This window comes from Lentzea sp. NPDC058436, assembly GCF_042721515.1.
Lineage (GTDB): Bacteria > Actinomycetota > Actinomycetes > Mycobacteriales > Pseudonocardiaceae > Lentzea.
The window spans coordinates 232,826-250,508 of the sequence record NZ_JBHXLF010000007.1; the positions used below are offsets into that span (position 1 = coordinate 232,826).

General features: G+C 70.3%; 14 protein-coding genes. 12 read left to right on the plus strand and 2 right to left on the minus strand.

What is annotated here, in order from left to right; all coding sequences use genetic code 11:
• Positions 1–16: 16 nt before the first annotated feature.
• From ACFWN2_RS26200 to ACFWN2_RS26245, 10 genes are all read left to right on the plus strand, one after another.
• Entirely contained in the window at positions 17–1,300 is a 1,284-nt protein-coding gene (locus ACFWN2_RS26200; protein ID WP_382431627.1) for an MFS transporter, read from the plus strand.
• Positions 1,297–1,956: an RraA family protein gene (locus ACFWN2_RS26205; protein WP_382431629.1), complete on the plus strand. Its 660-nt coding sequence runs from the start codon at positions 1,297–1,299 to the stop codon at positions 1,954–1,956. Before ACFWN2_RS26200 ends, ACFWN2_RS26205 begins: the two co-directional genes overlap by 4 nt.
• An 8-nt stretch (positions 1,957–1,964) precedes the next feature.
• Positions 1,965–2,909, plus strand: a complete 945-nt coding sequence (locus tag ACFWN2_RS26210; protein ID WP_382431631.1) for a 2-hydroxyacid dehydrogenase — start codon at positions 1,965–1,967, stop codon at positions 2,907–2,909.
• Entirely contained in the window at positions 2,906–4,048 is a 1,143-nt protein-coding gene (locus ACFWN2_RS26215; protein ID WP_382431633.1) for a carboxymuconolactone decarboxylase family protein, read from the plus strand. The genes ACFWN2_RS26210 and ACFWN2_RS26215 overlap by 4 nt, the downstream gene beginning before the upstream one ends.
• Positions 4,041–5,759, plus strand: coding sequence for an IlvD/Edd family dehydratase (locus ACFWN2_RS26220; protein ID WP_382431635.1), 1,719 nt, complete (start codon positions 4,041–4,043; stop codon positions 5,757–5,759). Before ACFWN2_RS26215 ends, ACFWN2_RS26220 begins: the two co-directional genes overlap by 8 nt.
• A 23-nt stretch (positions 5,760–5,782) precedes the next feature.
• Positions 5,783–7,183, plus strand: coding sequence for an acyclic terpene utilization AtuA family protein (locus tag ACFWN2_RS26225; protein WP_382431637.1), 1,401 nt, complete (start codon positions 5,783–5,785; stop codon positions 7,181–7,183).
• On the plus strand, positions 7,167–7,472 hold the full coding sequence (locus ACFWN2_RS26230) for a DUF4387 domain-containing protein (RefSeq protein WP_382431639.1): 306 nt from the start codon (positions 7,167–7,169) through the stop codon (positions 7,470–7,472). Before ACFWN2_RS26225 ends, ACFWN2_RS26230 begins: the two co-directional genes overlap by 17 nt.
• A complete protein-coding gene (locus tag ACFWN2_RS26235) occupies positions 7,469–8,608 on the plus strand; it encodes an alpha-hydroxy-acid oxidizing protein (protein WP_382431641.1) in 1,140 nt (379 codons plus the stop codon). The genes ACFWN2_RS26230 and ACFWN2_RS26235 overlap by 4 nt, the downstream gene beginning before the upstream one ends.
• Positions 8,605–9,336, plus strand: coding sequence for an SDR family NAD(P)-dependent oxidoreductase (locus tag ACFWN2_RS26240; RefSeq protein WP_382431643.1), 732 nt, complete (start codon positions 8,605–8,607; stop codon positions 9,334–9,336). The genes ACFWN2_RS26235 and ACFWN2_RS26240 overlap by 4 nt, the downstream gene beginning before the upstream one ends.
• Positions 9,337–9,695: 359 nt before the next feature.
• Positions 9,696–10,970: a beta-1,3-glucanase family protein gene (locus ACFWN2_RS26245; RefSeq protein WP_382431645.1), complete on the plus strand. Its 1,275-nt coding sequence runs from the start codon at positions 9,696–9,698 to the stop codon at positions 10,968–10,970.
• Positions 10,971–11,043: 73 nt separating this feature from the next.
• Here ACFWN2_RS26245 and ACFWN2_RS26250 read toward each other — a convergent pair whose 3' ends face one another.
• On the minus strand, positions 11,044–12,456 hold the full coding sequence (locus tag ACFWN2_RS26250; RefSeq protein ID WP_382431647.1) for an FG-GAP-like repeat-containing protein: 1,413 nt from the start codon (positions 12,454–12,456) through the stop codon (positions 11,044–11,046).
• Between the two features lie 259 nt (positions 12,457–12,715).
• Between ACFWN2_RS26250 and ACFWN2_RS26255 the strand changes: the two genes are divergently transcribed.
• Both ACFWN2_RS26255 and ACFWN2_RS26260 read left to right on the plus strand, forming a co-directional pair.
• Complete coding sequence (locus ACFWN2_RS26255; RefSeq protein WP_382431784.1) at positions 12,716–13,348, plus strand: M15 family metallopeptidase; 633 nt, start codon at positions 12,716–12,718, stop codon at positions 13,346–13,348.
• A 76-nt stretch (positions 13,349–13,424) separates the two neighbouring features.
• Entirely contained in the window at positions 13,425–16,436 is a 3,012-nt protein-coding gene (locus ACFWN2_RS26260) for a BTAD domain-containing putative transcriptional regulator (protein WP_382431649.1), read from the plus strand.
• Here the strand turns inward: ACFWN2_RS26260 and ACFWN2_RS26265 are convergent, their stop codons facing one another.
• Positions 16,437–17,678: an FAD-dependent monooxygenase gene (locus ACFWN2_RS26265; protein WP_382431651.1), complete on the minus strand. Its 1,242-nt coding sequence runs from the start codon at positions 17,676–17,678 to the stop codon at positions 16,437–16,439. It abuts the gene before it with no gap.
• Between the last annotated feature and the right edge of the window lie 5 nt (positions 17,679–17,683).

Genomic DNA, 17,683 nt, shown 5'->3' on the forward strand with positions numbered 1-17,683 from the left:
CGCTGGGAAGACCTCGATGACCCTCACTCCCCTGCAGAAGCGCGAGGGCACGGCGAAGATCACCTTCCTGGTGACGCTCGCGGTGTTCGCGCAAGAAGTGACCTGGAACTTCTACGACGCACAAGTCCCGCCGCTGCTGCTGGCGCACCTGGGCAGCGCGGCGCTCGTCGGCCTGTGCATGGGCATGGACAACGTCCTGGGACTGTTCGTGCAGCCGTTCATGGCCAACCGCTCCGACAACACGCGGACCTCGTGGGGCCGGCGCATGCCGTACCTGATGGTCGGGATGCCGTTGGCGGCGCTGGTGTTCCTGACCGTGCCACTGGTCGCGAGCTCACTGCCGATGCTCATCACGGCGATCTTCTTCTACGGCCTGATCACGAACGGCTTCAAGTCGATCTCCGAGTCGCTGATGCCCGACTTCCTGCCGCCGGAGCGGCGCAGCAGGGGCAACGCCGCGGTCAAGATCGCCTCAGGGCTGACCAGCATCGTGGCCGCGCTGCTCAGCATCCTGGTCGTCGACGAGCACCCGACCGCGGCGTTCTTCATCCCCGCCGCGATGATGCTGGTGGCGGTGGCCGTGCTGGGACTCACCGTGCGGGACAGCCGTTCCGCCGCCTACCAGGCCGCGCTCGTCGAGGACGGGTTGCCGCAGTCCCGTTCCCGCAAGGAGATCAGGGCGACCGGGACGATGGCCGAGATCCTGCGGGACCGCGACCGCAGCCGGCTGCTGCTGGTCGCCGCGACCCTGCTCTTCAGCTGCGCGTGGGCCGCGTCGCGGTCGCTCATCACCCCGTACGGCATGGAGGCGCTGGGCCTCTCACGCGGCGACGCGGGCGGGCTGCCGCTGGTCAGCGGTCTCGTCTACATCGCGCTCGCCTACCCGATCGCCCTGCTCGCCGAACGCTTCGGCCGGCTCAGGGTGATGGTGATCGGCATGATCACCTTCGCCGTCGCACTGGTCGGCGCGACCGCGTTCCCGAGTCAGCTCGGGACGATGATCGCCCTGTCCATCGGCGCCGCGGGCGCGGCCGGGTTCATCATCAACGCCGCCGTCGTGCTGTGGAACCTCGCCCCCTCGGCCAGGGTGCTCGGCACCTACACGGCCATCTACAACATCGGCTGGGGCATGGGCGGGTTCCTCGGCCCGTTCCTGATCGGCGCGGTGGTCGACGTGACCGGCTGGCGCCTCATGCTCGTCGACATCGCGGTGGTGGCCTGCATCGCCGCGTTCGTGGTCACCCGGATCGCGGCCCGGCGACCTTCCACCCCCTCCCCGCAGACCGGAGCACTGTCATGAGCCTCTACAAAGGACTATTCGACTGGGACACGCCCGCGCTCAGCAACGCCCTGCGCCGCACCGAGACCGGCGCGGACGGCCAGTCGTACACGGACGGCACGCTCCGCCAGATCACCGGTGGGCGGTTCGTGGGAACGGTCGTCACCGCGACGATGCGGGCACGCACCCCCGGTGACGACGCGGTGCCGGTGGCCGAGCTGCACCGGGCGGTGCTCGCGGCGGAAGGGCCGGTCGTCGTCGTGGTGCAGGACCTCGACGAGGTTCCGGGCGCGGGGGCGTTCCTCGGCGAGGTCAACGGAACCCTGCTGGCGGCGCTGAACATCGCCGGGTTCGTGACCAACGGCCGGGTGCGCGACGAGCAGGACCTGCGCGGGCTCGGGTTCTCCGTGCACGCCGCCGGGCTCTGCGTCGCCCGTGCCCACATGCGGCTCACCGCGATCGGCGTGCCGGTGACGGTCGCCGGCCTGGAGGTCGCGCCCGGTGACCTGGTGCACGGGGACCAGCACGGCGTTCTCCGCATCCCGCACGACGTCGCCGGCCGTCTGCCCGGTCTGGCGGAAGAGGTCCGCGAGGAAGAGCAGTCCATCGTGACGTGGGCGCGCTCTCCCGAGTTCACGCCGGAAGGGCTGCTGGCCCTCAAGCGCGTCCGGCACTGAGGAAATCGATGAACATCTTCATCACCAGGGAGTTGCCGGGTGACGTGCTCGCACCGCTCGCCGGACTCGGCGCGGTCGCGGTCTCGCCGCACGACCGGCCGCTGACGCCCGCCGAACTGCGTGCCGGGGTGGCCGGAGCGGACGCGGTGATCACCACGCTGCACGACCGCGTCGGGCCGGACGTCCTCGCCGCGGCAGGGCCGCGGCTGCGCCTCGTGGCGAACACGGCCGCAGGCTACGACAACCTCGACGTCGCCGCGATCACCGCGCACGGCGCGATCGCGACGAACACCCCCGGCGTGCTGGTCGACGCCACAGCCGACCTGACGATGGCGCTGCTGCTCGACGTGACCCGCCGGGTGAGCGAGGGTGACCGGCTGGTCCGGTCCGGCACGCCGTGGCTGTGGGACATCGGGTTCCTGCTCGGCACGGGACTGCAGGGACGGCGGCTGGGCATCGTGGGCATGGGAGCGATCGGCAGGGCCGTGGCCGTCCGCGCCGCCGCGTTCGGCATGGAGGTGGTGCACCACTCCCGGCGCGGGACCGGCATCGGACTGGACGAGCTGCTGTCCACTTCGGACTTCGTCTCCCTGCACTGCCCGCTGACCGCGCAGACCCGGCACCTGATCGACGAGGCGGCCCTGCGCCGGATGAAACCCACCGCCTACCTGGTCAACACGGCGAGAGGCCCGGTCGTGGACGAAGCCGCCCTGGCGCGGGCTCTGCATGCTGGAGAGATCGCGGGTGCCGCGCTGGACGTCTACGAGGACGAGCCGAAGGTCCACGCCGACCTGCTCGCGCTGGACAACGTCGTGCTGACACCGCATCTCGGCTCGGCGACCTCCGAGACCCGCACGCGGATGGCCGCGGTCGCGGTGGAGAACGTCGTCGCCGTGCTCACCGGCGGCGAGCCGCTGACACCCATTTCCCCTTCTGCTTCGGAGAAGTCATGAGTTACCCGATGCGCGTCGCACCGGTCGACCTGGAGAGCCTCACCGGACGCCAGGAGGTCGTGCGCGTCAAGATGGGCCCGTACGGGGAGTCCGGGACCTCCGCGATGATGAGGACCTTCCTCAACTACCCCGAGTTCGCCCGCTCGCTCGGCCGGATCGGCACGCGGGTCACCCTGACCAGCGACCTGCCGCCGCGCCTGGCCGCGCTGGCGTCCGCGCGCACGGCCTGGTTGTGCGGCAGCGAGTACCTGTGGGCGCACGTCCACGCGCAGCACCCGGGACTCGGCGGCACCGAGCTCAGCGGCATGGACAGGCACGTCGTCGAGGCGATCGACGAACTGCACCACACGCACCACCTGTCCGACGAGAAGTGGTACCGGATCGGGCGTCTCGGCCCGAACGCGCTCATGGACCTCATCACCACCTACGGCCTCTTCGTGTCGCTGGCGGCCGCGGTCAACAGCATGGGCGTGCAGCCGGAGGACGGCCTCGCCCGCTGGGGCGACCAGGCGCCGGTCGGCACGGAACGGGACCTCTCGGCGTCACCGCGCGAACTCCCCAAGCGCGTCTTCGAGGCCGACTACGCGCACCTCAGCCCGCGTCAGATCGAGCAGGCGAACCGGATGGGCCGCCGCGGCAAGCCGAGCACCTCGAAGCTGCAGAAGGCGATGATCAACTACCCGGACTTCCTGCAGGCGCTCGCGCCGTTCGGGAAGCGCGCGATCGACGACACCAGCCTGCCGCCGCGGGTGTGGCAGCTCGCCTGCATGCGCACGGTCTGGTTGTGCGACAGCGAGTACCTGTGGTCGCAGCACCGCAAGGCCTGCCTGAAGCTGGGTGTCACCGACGAGGATCTCGCCGGCGTCGCGGAGGGCCCGGACAGCCCGCTGCTGAAGGACTTCGACCGCGTGGTCGTCAGCACCGTCGACGAGATGTTCTTCCACAACAGGATCTCCGACGACAACTGGCACCGGTTCGACCGGTTCGGCGCCGAGGGCGTAACGGACCTCGTCCTGGTCTACGGGCTCTACGTCCTGCAGTCGTGCGTCGCCCGCAACTTCGGCACCACCCTGGAGGAGGGCTCAACCGGCTACCTGCCTGAGCTGGACCGGTTCCGGGAGGCGGTCAGGAATGGCTGACGAGCTCCGGTCGCAGGACTGGTTCGGCGGCGGTGGCGCCAAGGGCTTCACCCACCGCAGCTGGGTGCGCAGCCGCGGTGTGCCGGAGGACCACTTCGACGGACGCCCGGTCATCGGCATCTGCAACACCTGGTCCGAGCTGACGTCCTGCAACTCCCACTTCCGCGAGCTGGCGCAGCACGTGCGCGAGGGCGTGCTCGAAGCCGGTGGCGTCCCGATGGAGTTCCCGGTCATCTCGACCGGCGAGACGCTCACCCGGCCCACCGCCATGCTGCTGCGCAACCTGTGCAGCATGGACGTCGAGGAGACCCTGCGCGCCAACCCGCTCGACGGCGTGGTGCTGATGATGGGCTGCGACAAGACGACGCCCGGCCTGCTGATGGGCGCCGCCAGCGTGAACCTGCCGACGATCGGGCTGTCGGCGGGACCGATGCTCAACGGCAGCTTCCGCGGGAAACCGTTCGGCATCAAGGACGCCTGGAACCTCGCGGCGGACCTGCGCGCGGGCCGGGCGACCGTCACGGACGTCGAGGAGGCCGAGTCGTGCCTCAACCGCACGGTCGGCGTCTGCAACGTGATGGGCACCGGGTCGACGATGGCGGCGATGGTCGAGGCGATGGGGATCGGCCTGCCGGACAACGCCGCGATCCCCGCCGTCGACGCGCGGCGCAAGGTGCTCGCGAGGATGGTCGGGCGGCGCATCGTCGGCATGGTCCGCGAGGGCCTCACGCTCGACAAGCTCATGACGCGCGAGGCGTTCGAGAACGCGATCAAGGTCAACGCCGCGATCGGCGGGTCGACCAACGCCGTGATCCACCTGACCGCGATGGCGCGGCGGGCGGAGGTACCGCTGTCCATCGAGGACTGGCACGACATCGGCAGGGACGTGCCGACGCTGCTGAACATCCAGCCGTCCGGCCGGTACCTCATGCAGGACTTCCACGAGGCCGGCGGGCTACCGGTGATCATCCGCGACCTGTGCGAGGCCGGTCTCCTGCACGGCGACGCGCTGACCGCCGGCGGTGGGACGCTCGCCGAGACCAACGCCGGCGCCGAGTGCCACAACCGCGACGTGATCTTCAGCGTGGCCGAGCCGTACATGTCGCACTCGGGGATCGCCGTCCTGCGCGGCAACCTGTGCCCGGAGGGCGCCGTCATCAAGCCGTCCGCGGCCGAACCGCGCCTGCTCAGGCACCGCGGCCGGGCCGTCGTGTTCGAGAACCAGGACGACCTGAACGCGCGCGTCGACGATCCCGCGCTGGTGGTCGACGCGGACTCGGTGATGGTGCTGAAGAACTGCGGCCCCAGAGGTTTTCCCGGTATGCCGGAACTGGGGATGATGCCGATCCCCGCCAAGCTGCTCGCGCAGGGCGTGCGGGACATGGTCCGCATCTCCGACGCGCGGATGAGCGGGACCTCGTTCGGCGCAGTCGTTCTCCACGTGTCGCCGGAGGCCGCCGCCGGCGGCGTGCTCGACGTGGTCCGCGACGGCGATCTGATCGAACTGGACGTGGCAGAACGCAGGCTGGACCTGCTCGTGTCCGATGTGGAGCTTCGGGAACGCCTTGAAGCGAGGCAGGTTCCGGAACCCAAGGCGAAACGCGGCTACGCCAAGCTCTACATCGACACCGTGAACCAGGCGCACGACGGCTGTGACCTGGACTTCCTGGTGGGCCGGACCGGCAGCGACGTCCCGCCCAACCAGCACTGATCCCGTTACCGGAAGAGGAAAAGATGAGCGCACCGATCAGGATCTACGTGCCCCAGGGTTCGCTGGGGGTGGGGATATTCCCGGAGGAGATCGACTACGCGCTGGCGCGCAAGCCGGACGTGATCGCGCTCGACGCGGGATCAACGGACAGCGGCGCGGCCTACCTGGCCAAGGGCGTGTCCAAGAACGACCGAGGTTCGGTCAAGCGCGACCTGGAACTGCTGATGGCCGCGCAGCACAGGGCGGGCATCCCGATCATCGTCGGCACGGCAGGCCAGGCGGGCGGTGACCTGAACGTCGACTGGACCCGGGACGTCGTGCTGGAGATCGCCGAGGAGCAGGGGTACACGCCGAAGATCGCGCTGCTGTATTCGGAGCAGACGCCGCAGCTCGTCAAGCGGAAGCTGGCCGAGGGCAGGATCACCGCGCTGGCCCCGCTGGGTGAGCTCGACGACGAGACGATCGACACCTGCCTGCACATCGTGGCCCTGATGGGCCCGGAGCCCTACTTCGCCGCGCTGGAGGCCGAGGCCGACATCATCATCGGCGGGCGGTCCTCGGACCCCGCGGTCATCGCCGCCTTCCCGCTGTGGAAGGGCGCGCCCGCCGGTCCGTGCTGGCACGCGGGCAAGATCGCCGAGTGCGGCGGCCAGGCGACGTCGGCCAACACGGGACAGCGCGGCGTGCTGCTGGAGATCCACGCGGACGGCTTCGACGTCGAACCGGTGGCTCCGGAGTTCCAGGCGACGGTCAACAGCATCTCGGGGCACCTCCTCTACGAGAACAAGAACCCGTGGAGGCTGACGGAGCCCGGCGGTGAGCTCGACGTGACCGACTGCGAGTACGTCCAGCTGACGGACTCCAAGGTCCGCGTGACCGGGTCGAGGTGGATCCCGCGTCCCTACACGATGAAGCTGGAGGGTGCCTCGGGGAACCTGTTCCAGACCATCATGATCGTCGGGATCGCCGACCCCGACGTGCTCGCCGACCCGCAGGCGTTCCACGACAAGATGCTGGGCGTCCTGACCGACCGGGCGAAGTCGGCGACCGGACTCGACGAGAGCGAGTTCCACATCTCGCTGCGCATGTACGGGTGGAACGGGGTGAGCGGGATGCCGCCGGCACCGGGCTCGGTGCCACTGGAGATCGGGCTCATGGGCGTCGTCACCGCCAAGACGCAGGCACTGGCGAGCGAGATCGCGAAGGCCTGCAACCCGTACTTCTTCCACATGCCGATCCGCGCCGGCATGGAGCTGCCGAGCTACGGCTGGGCGTTCTCGCCCGGTGACATCGACCGCGGGGCCGTCTACCGGTTCGTGCTGAACCACGTCGTCAGCGTCGAGCACCCGCTGGAACTCGTCCGCGTCGAGACCATCGACACCGCGTCACAGGGAAGGCTGGTCGGAAATGCCCAAGGTCAGTGAGGTCTGCCGGCACGTCCGGTCCAAAGTGGCCGGTCCGTTCTGGGTCACCGTCGACCTGATGTTCGACGGTCAGGAGAACTACGACCGCTACTCGGGGAGCGCGGCGCTGAACGGCGACGCGATCGCGGCGATCTACGGCGTCGACGCCACCACGGTGTCGCTGTACCCCATCCCGTCGCTGAAGGTCCTGAAGATCTCCTATCCCCGGCCGGTGCCGCAGGGCAGCGTCGAGGAGCGCGACCTGCACTCTGGGCAGCAGTACGCCTACCTGCTGGACGTCGACCTGTGACCGGTCGGTTCGCGGACTACCAGTTCGGGATCTACTTCGACGCGCTGAACGGCACCACCTCCGACTTCCCGATGGACCACTCGACGCTGGAACGCGGCGCGATGGCCGCGCTCCCACCATCGTTGCGGTCCTACGTCGCGGGCGGTGCGGGGGACGAGTCGACCCAGCGCCGCAACGTCGAGGCGTTCTCCCGGTGGGGACTGGTGCCGCGCATGCTGGTCGGCGCGGAGCAACGGGACACGTCGGTCACGTTGTGGGGCACGACCTTCCCCGGCCCGATCTTCATGGCACCGGTCGGCGTCGTCGGACTGGTCACCGACCACGGCGACATCGCGGTCGCCAGGGCGGCGGCCGAGACCGGTGTGCCCGCGATGTTCTCCACGCTCATGGAGGACCCGCTGGAGGACGTGATCGGGCACGCCGGCGCCACCCCGAGCTTCTTCCAGCTCTACACCCCCAGGGACCGCGACCTCGCGGCGAGCCTGGTCGAGCGCGCGGAGAAGGCGGGGTACCGGGCGATCGCCGTCACCCTGGACACCTGGATCCCCGGCTGGCGGCCGCGCGACCTGACCAGCGGCAGCTTTCCCCAGCTGCGCGGCCACGCCCTGGCGAACTACACCAGCGACCCCGTCTTCCACCGTCTCGCCGAGGGCCGCGACACCGTCCGCACGTGGGCGGAGATCTTCGGGAACCCGTTGTCCTGGCAGGACCTCGCGTGGCTGCGCTCGCTGACGAAGCTGCCGATCGTCCTCAAAGGAATCTCGCACCCCGACGACGCCCGCCGCGCCGTCGACGCCGGGGTGGACGGCGTCTACTGCTCGAACCACGGCGGCAGGCAGGCCAACGGCGGTCTCAGCGCGCTCGAACTCCTGCCGGACGTGGTGCAGGCCTGCGGCGACGTGCCGGTGCTGTTCGACTCCGGGGTGCGCAGCGGGTCCGACGTGGTCAAGGCGATCGGGCTCGGCGCCACCATGGTCGGCATCGGCAGGCCGTACGTCTACGGCCTCGCGCTCGGGGGAGTCCCGGGCCTGGTCCACGTGCTGCGGATGCTGCTGGCCGAGGCGGACCTGCTCATGGCCGTGAACGGCTACCCGGACTTCGCGGCGGTGCGGGCGAACACGAGGAGAGCGCGATGACCGAGATCGCCCTGGTCACGGGCGCGAACAAGGGCCTCGGCCACGAGATCGCCCGTCAGCTGGCCGAGCGGGGCATGCGGGTCTACCTCGGCGCGCGGGACGAGAGCAGAGGCAGGGAGGCGGCCGCCGCGATCACCGCCGGCGACGTGCGGTTCCTCCCGCTCGACGTGACCGACCGGGAGTCCGTCGCCGCCGCCGTCCGCCTCGTCGACGCGGAGTCCGGCCGGCTGGACGTGCTGGTCAACAACGCGGGCATCGCGGGCGAGGTCGGCACGGAGGTCCTCGACATCACCGCGGAGCAGCTGAGGGCGACCTACGAGGTCAACGTCCTCGGAGTGGTGACGGTGACCTCGGCGTTCGTCCCGCTGCTGCGGAAGTCGGCGAACGGCCGGATCGTGAACATGTCCAGCCGCCTCGGCTCGCTGACCGCGCTGAGCGAGCCGGACAGCCGTCACCGCAAGCGAGGAGCACTCGCGTACAGCTCGTCGAAGGCGGCACTGAACGTGCTCACGCTGCTGTATGCCGAGGCGTTGAGGGCCGACGGCATCCAGGTCAACGCCGCCACACCCGGCAGGGTCCCGACCGACATCAACGCGGCGACGCCGTGGCGAGGCGACCGCACCGCCGCCGACGGCGCGATCACACCGATCCACCTGGCCACGCTCCCGCCCGGCACGATGACCGGGGCGTTCCGCGGTCCCGGGATCGACGAGTCACCAGGCTGGTGACGCGGAGTGTCCACAATGGATCTGCGGCTCCGCGGACCGAGGTTCACCGCGCTCATCACTCTGCCCGCAGGGGTGTAAGAGCGGGGTCAAGTCGCTGCACGCGTCTACATCGGCCTGAAGCTGAAAATATTTCTTTGCTTTCCAAGGTTTAACCGCTGGTCCGCGCACTGTGTCCGTTGTGCGGACTGTGAGTTGTGCCGTCTGCACGACCTTGCCGGTGTTGACACAGCCCGGATCGGCGATCAACCATGGAAGCGCTCTCATAACCGGTCTGCACCAGTTCTCGGAGCGCGGGCACCGGCCTTCCCTGAAGCCGGGCCGGGGCCTGCTGACAGAAAAACCCCTGCACAAGGAGTTGCATGCGCACTCGAACAAAGTGGTTGAGCGCGCTCGCCACAGTGGCGGCGACCGCATCGGCGGTCATCGCGACCGCCCCTGCCCAGGCGATCGGTCCTGACCTGTTGCCACTGAACGTCACCAACAACAGCGGCCGGTCCGAGGCCGTGCACCTGTACGTCCTCGGCACCGACATCCGCAGCGGCAAGCTGGGCTACGTCAACCAGGCCGGCGCGTTCACGCCGTGGTCGCCGGGCGGCAACCCGCCCACGCCCGCGCCGGACGTGTCCATCGACGGCCCAGGTCAGGGCGGCACCGCCACGCTGAACGTGCCCAGGTTCATCTCGGGCCGCGTGTACATGTCGTTCGGCGAGAAGCTCAAGTTCCTCCTCACCCCCGACGGCCTGGTCCAGCCGGCGCCGTGGGCGGGCGGCGACCCGAACAGCCAGATCCTGTTCGACTGGAGCGAGTTCACCTACAACGACGCCGGCCTGTGGCTCAACAGCTCGCAGGTGGACATGTTCGCGGTACCGCACGCGGTCACCGTGACCGGCGCCGGTGGCACCACCAAGAAGACCGGTGAGCTGAAGCCCGGCGGCCGCGACGCGGTCGTCAACGGCATCCGCAACCAGTCGGGCTGGGACGGGTCGATCATGTCCCGCTCGGACGGCACGGTCCTGCGCGTCCTCGCGCCGGGCAAGGCGGCCGACGTGGGCAACTTCGACCGCAACTACCTCGACCCCTACATCACCGAGGCCTGGAACGCCTACACGGGCAAGGACCTGACCGTGCAGCCGTTCGGCGACCGTCCTGACGTGAAGTACTTCGGCCGCACCTCGGGCAACACCATGAACTTCAAGAACTCCGCCGGCGAGCAGGTGGCGTCGTTCGCGAAGCCGTCCACCTCGAGCGTCTGGGGCTGTGACGGCGAACTGCACGCCCCCAACGACCAGGTGGTCGGCCCGATCGCACGCACCCTGTGCGCCGCACTGCACCGCTCGACGCTGGGACGCATCGACGTCCAGCCCGGCGGCGGCCCCGCGGACTTCTACCAGGGCGCGATCACCAACCACTACTCCAAGCTCGTGCACCAGAACATGGTGGACGGCAAGGCGTACGGCTTCGCGTTCGACGACGTGCAGGCCCAGGAGTCCCTGGTGCACGACGGCGACCCGCGCTCGGCCGGCATCATCCTGACCCCGTTCGGTGGCGCAGCCTCGGCTTCGTCGCAGAGCGGTGCCGTCGGCGACTCGCGCGGCGAGGTCGTCGTTCCGAACCGGAACTTCGCCCTGAACTGACGCCCAGCGCGCAAAACCGGAAAGCCTCTGACCTTCGCAGGTCAGAGGCTTTCCGCGTCTTCAGGGAACCGCGTCACATGATGATGTTGAACATGTTCCAGCCCATGCCGAGCTCCTCGCCCTGGTAGTAGGGCCGGCCGTTGTCGCGCAGGATGTTGTTGGCGTACATCCACAGCGAGCCGTCGGGCTTGCGGGCGACGAGGTCGGAGAAGCCGTCACCGGTCACGTTCGCGGCGACGATCGTGTCGAACATGTTCCAGCCGAGGCCGAGCTCCTGGCCCTGGTAGTAGGGCCGGCCGTTGTCGCGGATGATGTTGTTGGCGTACATCCAGAGGGAACCGTCGGGCTTGCGTCCCAGCACCTCGGCGAAGCCGTCACCGGTCACGTCGCCCGCGGTCAGCGTGTCGAACATGTTCCAGCCGAAGCCGAGTTCCTGGCCCTGGCTGTAGGGCTTGCCGTTGTCGCGGACGATGTTGTTGGAGTACATCCACAACGAGCCGTCGGGCTTGCGGGCCAGGAGCTCGGCGAAGCCGTCACCGGTCACGTCGGCGCCGACGATGGTGTCGAACATGTTCCAGCCGAGTCCGATCTCGCGGCCGGAGCCGTAGGGCGTGCCGTCTTCCTTGCCGTCGTTGGCGTACAGCCACATCGAACCGTCCGCGGGCTTGCGCGCCACCAGGTCCGTGTAGCCGTCGCCGGTCACGTCCGCCGTCAGCACGATGTCGAAGCCGTTCCAGCCGTGGCCGATCTCCTGGCCCTGGTGGTAGGGGCGGCCGTCGTCGCGGATGATGTTGTTGGTGTACATCCAGATGGTGCCGTCGGGCTTGCGTCCCACCAGGTCCGTGAACGAGTCGCCGGTGATGCTGTGGTTGCCGTTCGGCTGCTCGCCGCCGCCACCGCCGTCACCGACGCCCACGGGGGAGATGTAGCCGTCGATGTCGCCGTTCGAGCGCTGGTAGCTGCCCCGCCGGACACGGCTCGGGTTGCCCTGGTTGCCACCGATGGTGTTGACCCTGGTGCTGGAGGCGCTCGTCACGATGGCCACGTGGTCGATCGGGTGGTCGTCGCCGGAGTCGTGGTCCCAGTCGAACACGATGGCGTCACCGGGTTGCGGCGTGTACCCGCTGGACCGCGAATGGTAGGTCCCCTTGTTCTTCCCGTAGGTCTTGAACGACTGCGCCCAGCCGTCGAGGCCCTGGAGGTCAGAGACACCGCCCTTCTTCCACACCCAGCGGGCGAACTCCGCGCACCACGCCATGCCGCAGCTGTTGTTGTAGCCGGGGGAGCAGGCGGAGCCGCCGAGCTCCTCGGTGGCGATCTGGACGATGCGGTCTCTCGACGGGGCGGCCTGTGCGGGCGGTGCCATCAGGAGGGTGCCGGCCATCACGGCCAGCGCCGCGGACAGCACGCCGCGGGCGGTCCTGCGCAGGCCGGTGCGGGCGGACTTGGACTCTGTGCCGGTTCGGCTGATTCCTGAGCGGAACACGTGGTTCTCCTCGGCTCTGGTGCGGGTTCCGGCCCGTGTCGGCCGGTGATGGACCCAACATTCGCCAGGAGGGGTTTCAAGACGGTCCACGAAACCTTTAACCGCAGCCCAGAACGCGTGCGCGCCGCGTCGTGCCGCCAGGTGCGCGCCACCGGACGCGCCGGCCGCGTCCGGACGGACGCACGGGGCGTTAAAGAAAAATTCCAGTACCCGCGTGCACCGTCGTGCGACCGCGTGTCCAGGAGGAGAGGTGTTGGAGATGGTGTGGCTGTCGGATCCCGCTGTGGCGGCGATCCCGGTTCGCGAGCGCGACGAGCCCTTGGTCGATCTGCGCACCGTTGCCGCTCTTCGGCTCGACAGCAGGCTTGCCGACGAGGAGGGGCTGTACGCGCGGCTGCGGATCGGTGTGGTGGACCGGCTGGTCACCGCGCAGACGTTGCTGCCGGCGGAGCTGAGGTTGCTCGTCGTCGAGGGGTATCGGCCGCAGGCGTTGCAGATCGCGGCGTTCGAGTCGGCCGTCGCGGAGTCCCGTGCGCGCTCACCGCGGGCAGGGGAGGCGGTGCTGCGCGAGGCGGCGAGCATGCGCAGTTCCCCTCCGGAGGTGGCGCCGCACGTCGCCGGGGCCGCGGTGGACCTGAGCCTGTGCACGGTGGACGAGATCGAGCTCGACCTGGGCACCGCGGTGCACGACACCACGACGAGGCGTTCCCACACCGAAGATTCGACAGTGGACGCAACAGCACGCCGCCACAGAGCCGTTCTCGCGCAGGCGTTGCGCGGCGCCGGGCTGGTCAACTACCCGAGCGCGTGGTGGCACTGGTCCTACGGCGACCGGTACTGGGCGTACCTGACGGGATCGCCCCAGGCCGTCTACGGTCCCATTCTTCCCTGATATATCCGCATTTCCGTGACTCAGGTCCCCCGCCGGTGTGATCTACTTCCACCGGTGGCACTGGGGAGGTCACGATTTGCTGGAGTTCCGATTGCTGGGTCCGGTCGAAGCTTTGGTGGGCGGCAGATCCGTACCGCTCGGCGGTCTGAAGCCACAGGTGCTGCTGGCCGCGCTCGTGCTGGAACGCGGCCGCGTCGTGCCGGCGAACCGCGTCGTCGAGCTGCTGTGGGGTGAGGAACCGCCCGTCAGCGCGCGGTCGCTCGTCCAGACGTACGTTTCCAAGCTGCGCAAGGCTTTCGCCGACCTCGGTGCGCCCGACGTGATCGTGTCCAGGTCGAAGGGCTACCTGGTCCGCCTCGACGACGCCCGCGTGGACGCCGACGAACTCGCCGTCCTGCTCGGCAAAGCACGGCAGCAGAGCCAGGCCCACGGTCACGAACGGGCGGCGCGGCTGCTCGGCGAGGCGGTCGCGCTGTCGCGCGGACCCGCGTTGTCCGGCCTGCGGGACACGTTGCTGGGCGGTGAGGCGCGGCGGCTCGACGAACTGGTGGTGTCCGGTCAGGAGGAGCGCTTCGCGGCGGAGCTGGGCCTCGGCCGGTTCGACCACCTCGCCGAGCTGACCACCGCGGTGGCACGGCAGCCGATGAACGAGCGGTTGCGCGGGCAGCTCATGGTGACGCTGTACCGGCTGGGGCGGCAGGCCGACGCGCTCGCCTGCTACCGGGAGGGCCGCGACGTGCTCGTCGACGAGCTCGGCGTGGAACCGGGAGCCGAGCTCGGCACGATCCACTCCGCCATCCTGCGCGGCACCCTGGAACTGGTTCCCGCGGACGTGGTGCCGGTCGCTCGCACGGCGCTCGCGACGGCACCCGCGCAGTTGCCCGCGACGCTCGCCGACTTCACCGGACGGGCGCGGGAGCTCGGCGAACTCGCCGCCGCGCTGTGCGAGGAGAGACCGGCCGTGCAGATCGTGGCGGGACAGGGAGGGTGCGGGAAGTCCGCGCTGAGCGTCCGCGCCGCGCACGAGGCGGCCAGGTCGTTCCCCGACGGCCAGCTCTACGCAGAGCTCCGCGGCACGAGCGACCTGCCCGCCACCGCGGGCGAGGTCCTGGGCCGGTTCCTGACCGCGCTCGGCATGGACCCCGGCCAGTTGCCCGAGTCGGCGCAGGAACGCCAGGAGCTCTACCGGACGTTGCTCGCCGGGCGGCGGGTGCTCGTCGTGCTCGACGACGCCGCGTCCGAGGAGCAGGTGCGGCCCCTGCTGCCGGGCGCCGCCGGCTGCGGCGTGCTCATCTCGTCGCGCGACCGCCTCGCGGGACTGGCCGGAGCGTTGTTCACCGAACTGGACCTCGTGACGCCCGGCGAGGCGTACGACATGCTCGCGCGGATCGCCGGCGAGGCGCGGCTGGCGCAGGACGTGGACTCGGCGCACCGGATCGTCGACGCGTGCGGACGCCTGCCGCTCGCGTTGCGGATCGCCGGTGCCCGCCTGGCCTCGCGGCGGCAGCTGCCGTTGCGCGTTCTCGCCGACCGCCTGACCGACGAACGCCGGCGCCTCAACGAACTCTCCGCGGGCGACCTGGCCGTGCGCAGCAGCATCGCGTTGAGCTACCGGGCGCTCGACGAGCGGGCACGCACGGCGCTGGGCCGGATGGGACACCTCGGCCTGCCCGGCTTCTCCACGTGGGTGGTGGGCTGGCTGCTCGGGACGTCCGAGGCGGACGCGGAGAAGGTGCTGGACGTGCTCGTCGACGCGCAGCTGGCGACGTTGTCCGGTGCCGACGCGGCGGGAGTCCTGAACTACCGGCTGCACGACCTGGTCCGGCTCTACGCCCGCGAACGAGCAGAGGCCGACGAGCCCGCCGAGCTGACCGCGTCGATCGCCCGCGTCCTGGACGGCTGGATCGCCCTGCTGAGCCGCACGGCGGTGAACAGCCACCCGGCGGAGTCGACCTGGCGCCCGGCCGCAGGACACCGCGAACCCGACGGCGTCACCGCCATGGCCGAACGCCTGTCCGACGACCTCGACGCCTGGCTGCTCGGCGAGGACCCGGCGTTCGCGGTGGCCGTCGAACGCGCCGCCGCCACCGGCCTGCACCGGCACGTGTGCGACTTCGTCTCGGCGCACACCGCGATCGAGCAGGTGACCAACTGCTACGACCTCCGCGACCGGATCATCGCCGTCGCGATGACGTCGGCCCAGCACGTCGGCGACCCCGGCCTCGCCGCGGACGTGCTGGCCGAGCTCGCGCGCCTGCGGTTCTCCCAGGACCGCTTCGCCGAGTCCCGCCAGCTCTTCGGCGAGGCGCTGGCCCGCTACCGCGACCTGCACGACGTGCGCGGCCAGGCCGCCTCGCTCACCGGGATGGGCCTCGCGTGCCGCGAACCGGGACACCTGGCCGAGGCCGTGCACTTCCTGAGTCAGGCGGCCACCCTGTCCCAGGCGCTCGACGACCAGGTCGGCATCGGGCACGTGCTGCGGATCAGGGGGTCGGTCCACCTGGAACTGGGCGCGTACGACGAGTCGCGGGCGGACCTGGAGCAGTCACTCGCGGCGTACCGGCGGGCCGGCAGCAGGCGAGGGGTCGCGCTGTCGTTGCGCAGCACGGGTCTTTACCACCGGGCGCGCGGCGACTACGAGGCGTCCCTGGCCGCGTGCGCCGACGCCGCCACGATCTTCGCGGAACTCGGCGACGACCTCATGCACTCCTACGCCGTGCGGGCACACGCCAAGGCGCAGATGCGGATGGGCCGCAACGCGGAGGCGTTGCCCCGGCTCGAAGCGGCGCTCGCCACCGTGCGTGCCAAGGACGACCGCTGGGGCCAGGCGATCACCCTGCGCGTCCTCGGCCAGCTGCACCTGGCGGAGGGACGGCTGGACCTCGCGCAGAGCTACCTCGACGCGGCGATGTCCATCTGGGACGCCATGGAGACACCGCTGTGGCGGGCGCGCACCGAGTACGACCTCGCGCTGCTACACCGGAGCAGGGGTGACGCGGAGGCGGCGGACGCGGCGTTCACGCACGCCCGGTCGGTGTTCCGCGCGCGAGGGGCGCGGGAGTACGCGGAGCACGCCGAGCTGCCGTGATCACTCCGAAGCCGTCGTCGGGACCCGTGCGTAGTCCGGCAACGGCCAGGCCCCGCCCCGGTCCTCCTTCGCGAGCCGGGCGGCGAGTTCCGGGAGCCGCAGGAAGCTGCCGGCCGCGGCCATGGCGCGCAGGGCGTGGGTCCCGAGCCTGCCCTGCGGGAACCCGAACCGCAGGACCTTCGGGTTGACCTCGGCCTGGGCGCTGTCGACGAACGGCCGCAACGCCGCCTCGTACCGCGCGAACGCCGCAGGGAGGTCGCCGGGGCTCCGGTTGATCTCACCCGCCAGGACGTGGGCCCCGACCAGTGCCGCGGAGGTCCCCATGCCGCTGTAGGGCGACGGGCAGTAGCCCGCGTCGCCGACGAGCGCGACCCGCCCGCCGGACCAGGCAGGGATCCGGACCTGCACGACCTCCTGCGAGTAGAAGAACCCGGCCGTCGCCATGCCCTCGATGAACCGGTCGGCCTGCCACCCCGCGTCGCGGAACCTGGTGGCCCAGAAGCGCTTCTGCTGTTCGACCGGCTGACGGTGGATCGCCGTGGCCTCCTCGGAGCTCTCCCACAACGAGAAGTAGACCTGCGTCTCGGTGGCGTTGTGGCTCCGCCGCATGATCATGCGGCGACCGGTCGCGTTGTAGGTCTCCCGCATGTCGCTGTCGACGGCCTCGCGCGGGACGAACCAGTAGGCCATGTGGATCCCCACCGGCCAGTACGGGTCGGGGCCGGGCAGGAGTGCCTGCCGGATCCGCGACCCCTGCCCGTCCGCCCCGATCAGGACGTCGAACTCACCCGAGGTCCCGTCGGAGAAACGCGCGACGACGCGATCCCCGCTCTGCTCGAAGCCGTCGACGCCGGTCCCGAAGACGAACTCCGCGTCGTTCCTCGTCGCCTCGTGCAGGAGGCGCACCAGGTCCCCGCGCATGATCTCGTACTCGGACGTCAGGGTCTGACGCCCCTTGCCCGAGGTGTTGGCCATGATCGAACCCCACCGCCTGCCCCGCGCGTCCACGAAGGCCACCCCCGGCTCGCGCACCGAACTCCGGCGGACGGCGTCGAGCAGCCCCATGCGTTCGACGGCGTCGATGCCCTGCCCGCGCAGGTCGATCTGGGCCCCGGTCGCGCGCAGCGACGGGAAGCGTTCGACCACCACGACCTGGTGACCTCCGCGCGCGAGCCAGTGGGCCACGGCCTGACCGGCGACGCCGCCACCGCACACGAGCACCTTCAACGAAAGCGCGTTCATCGACC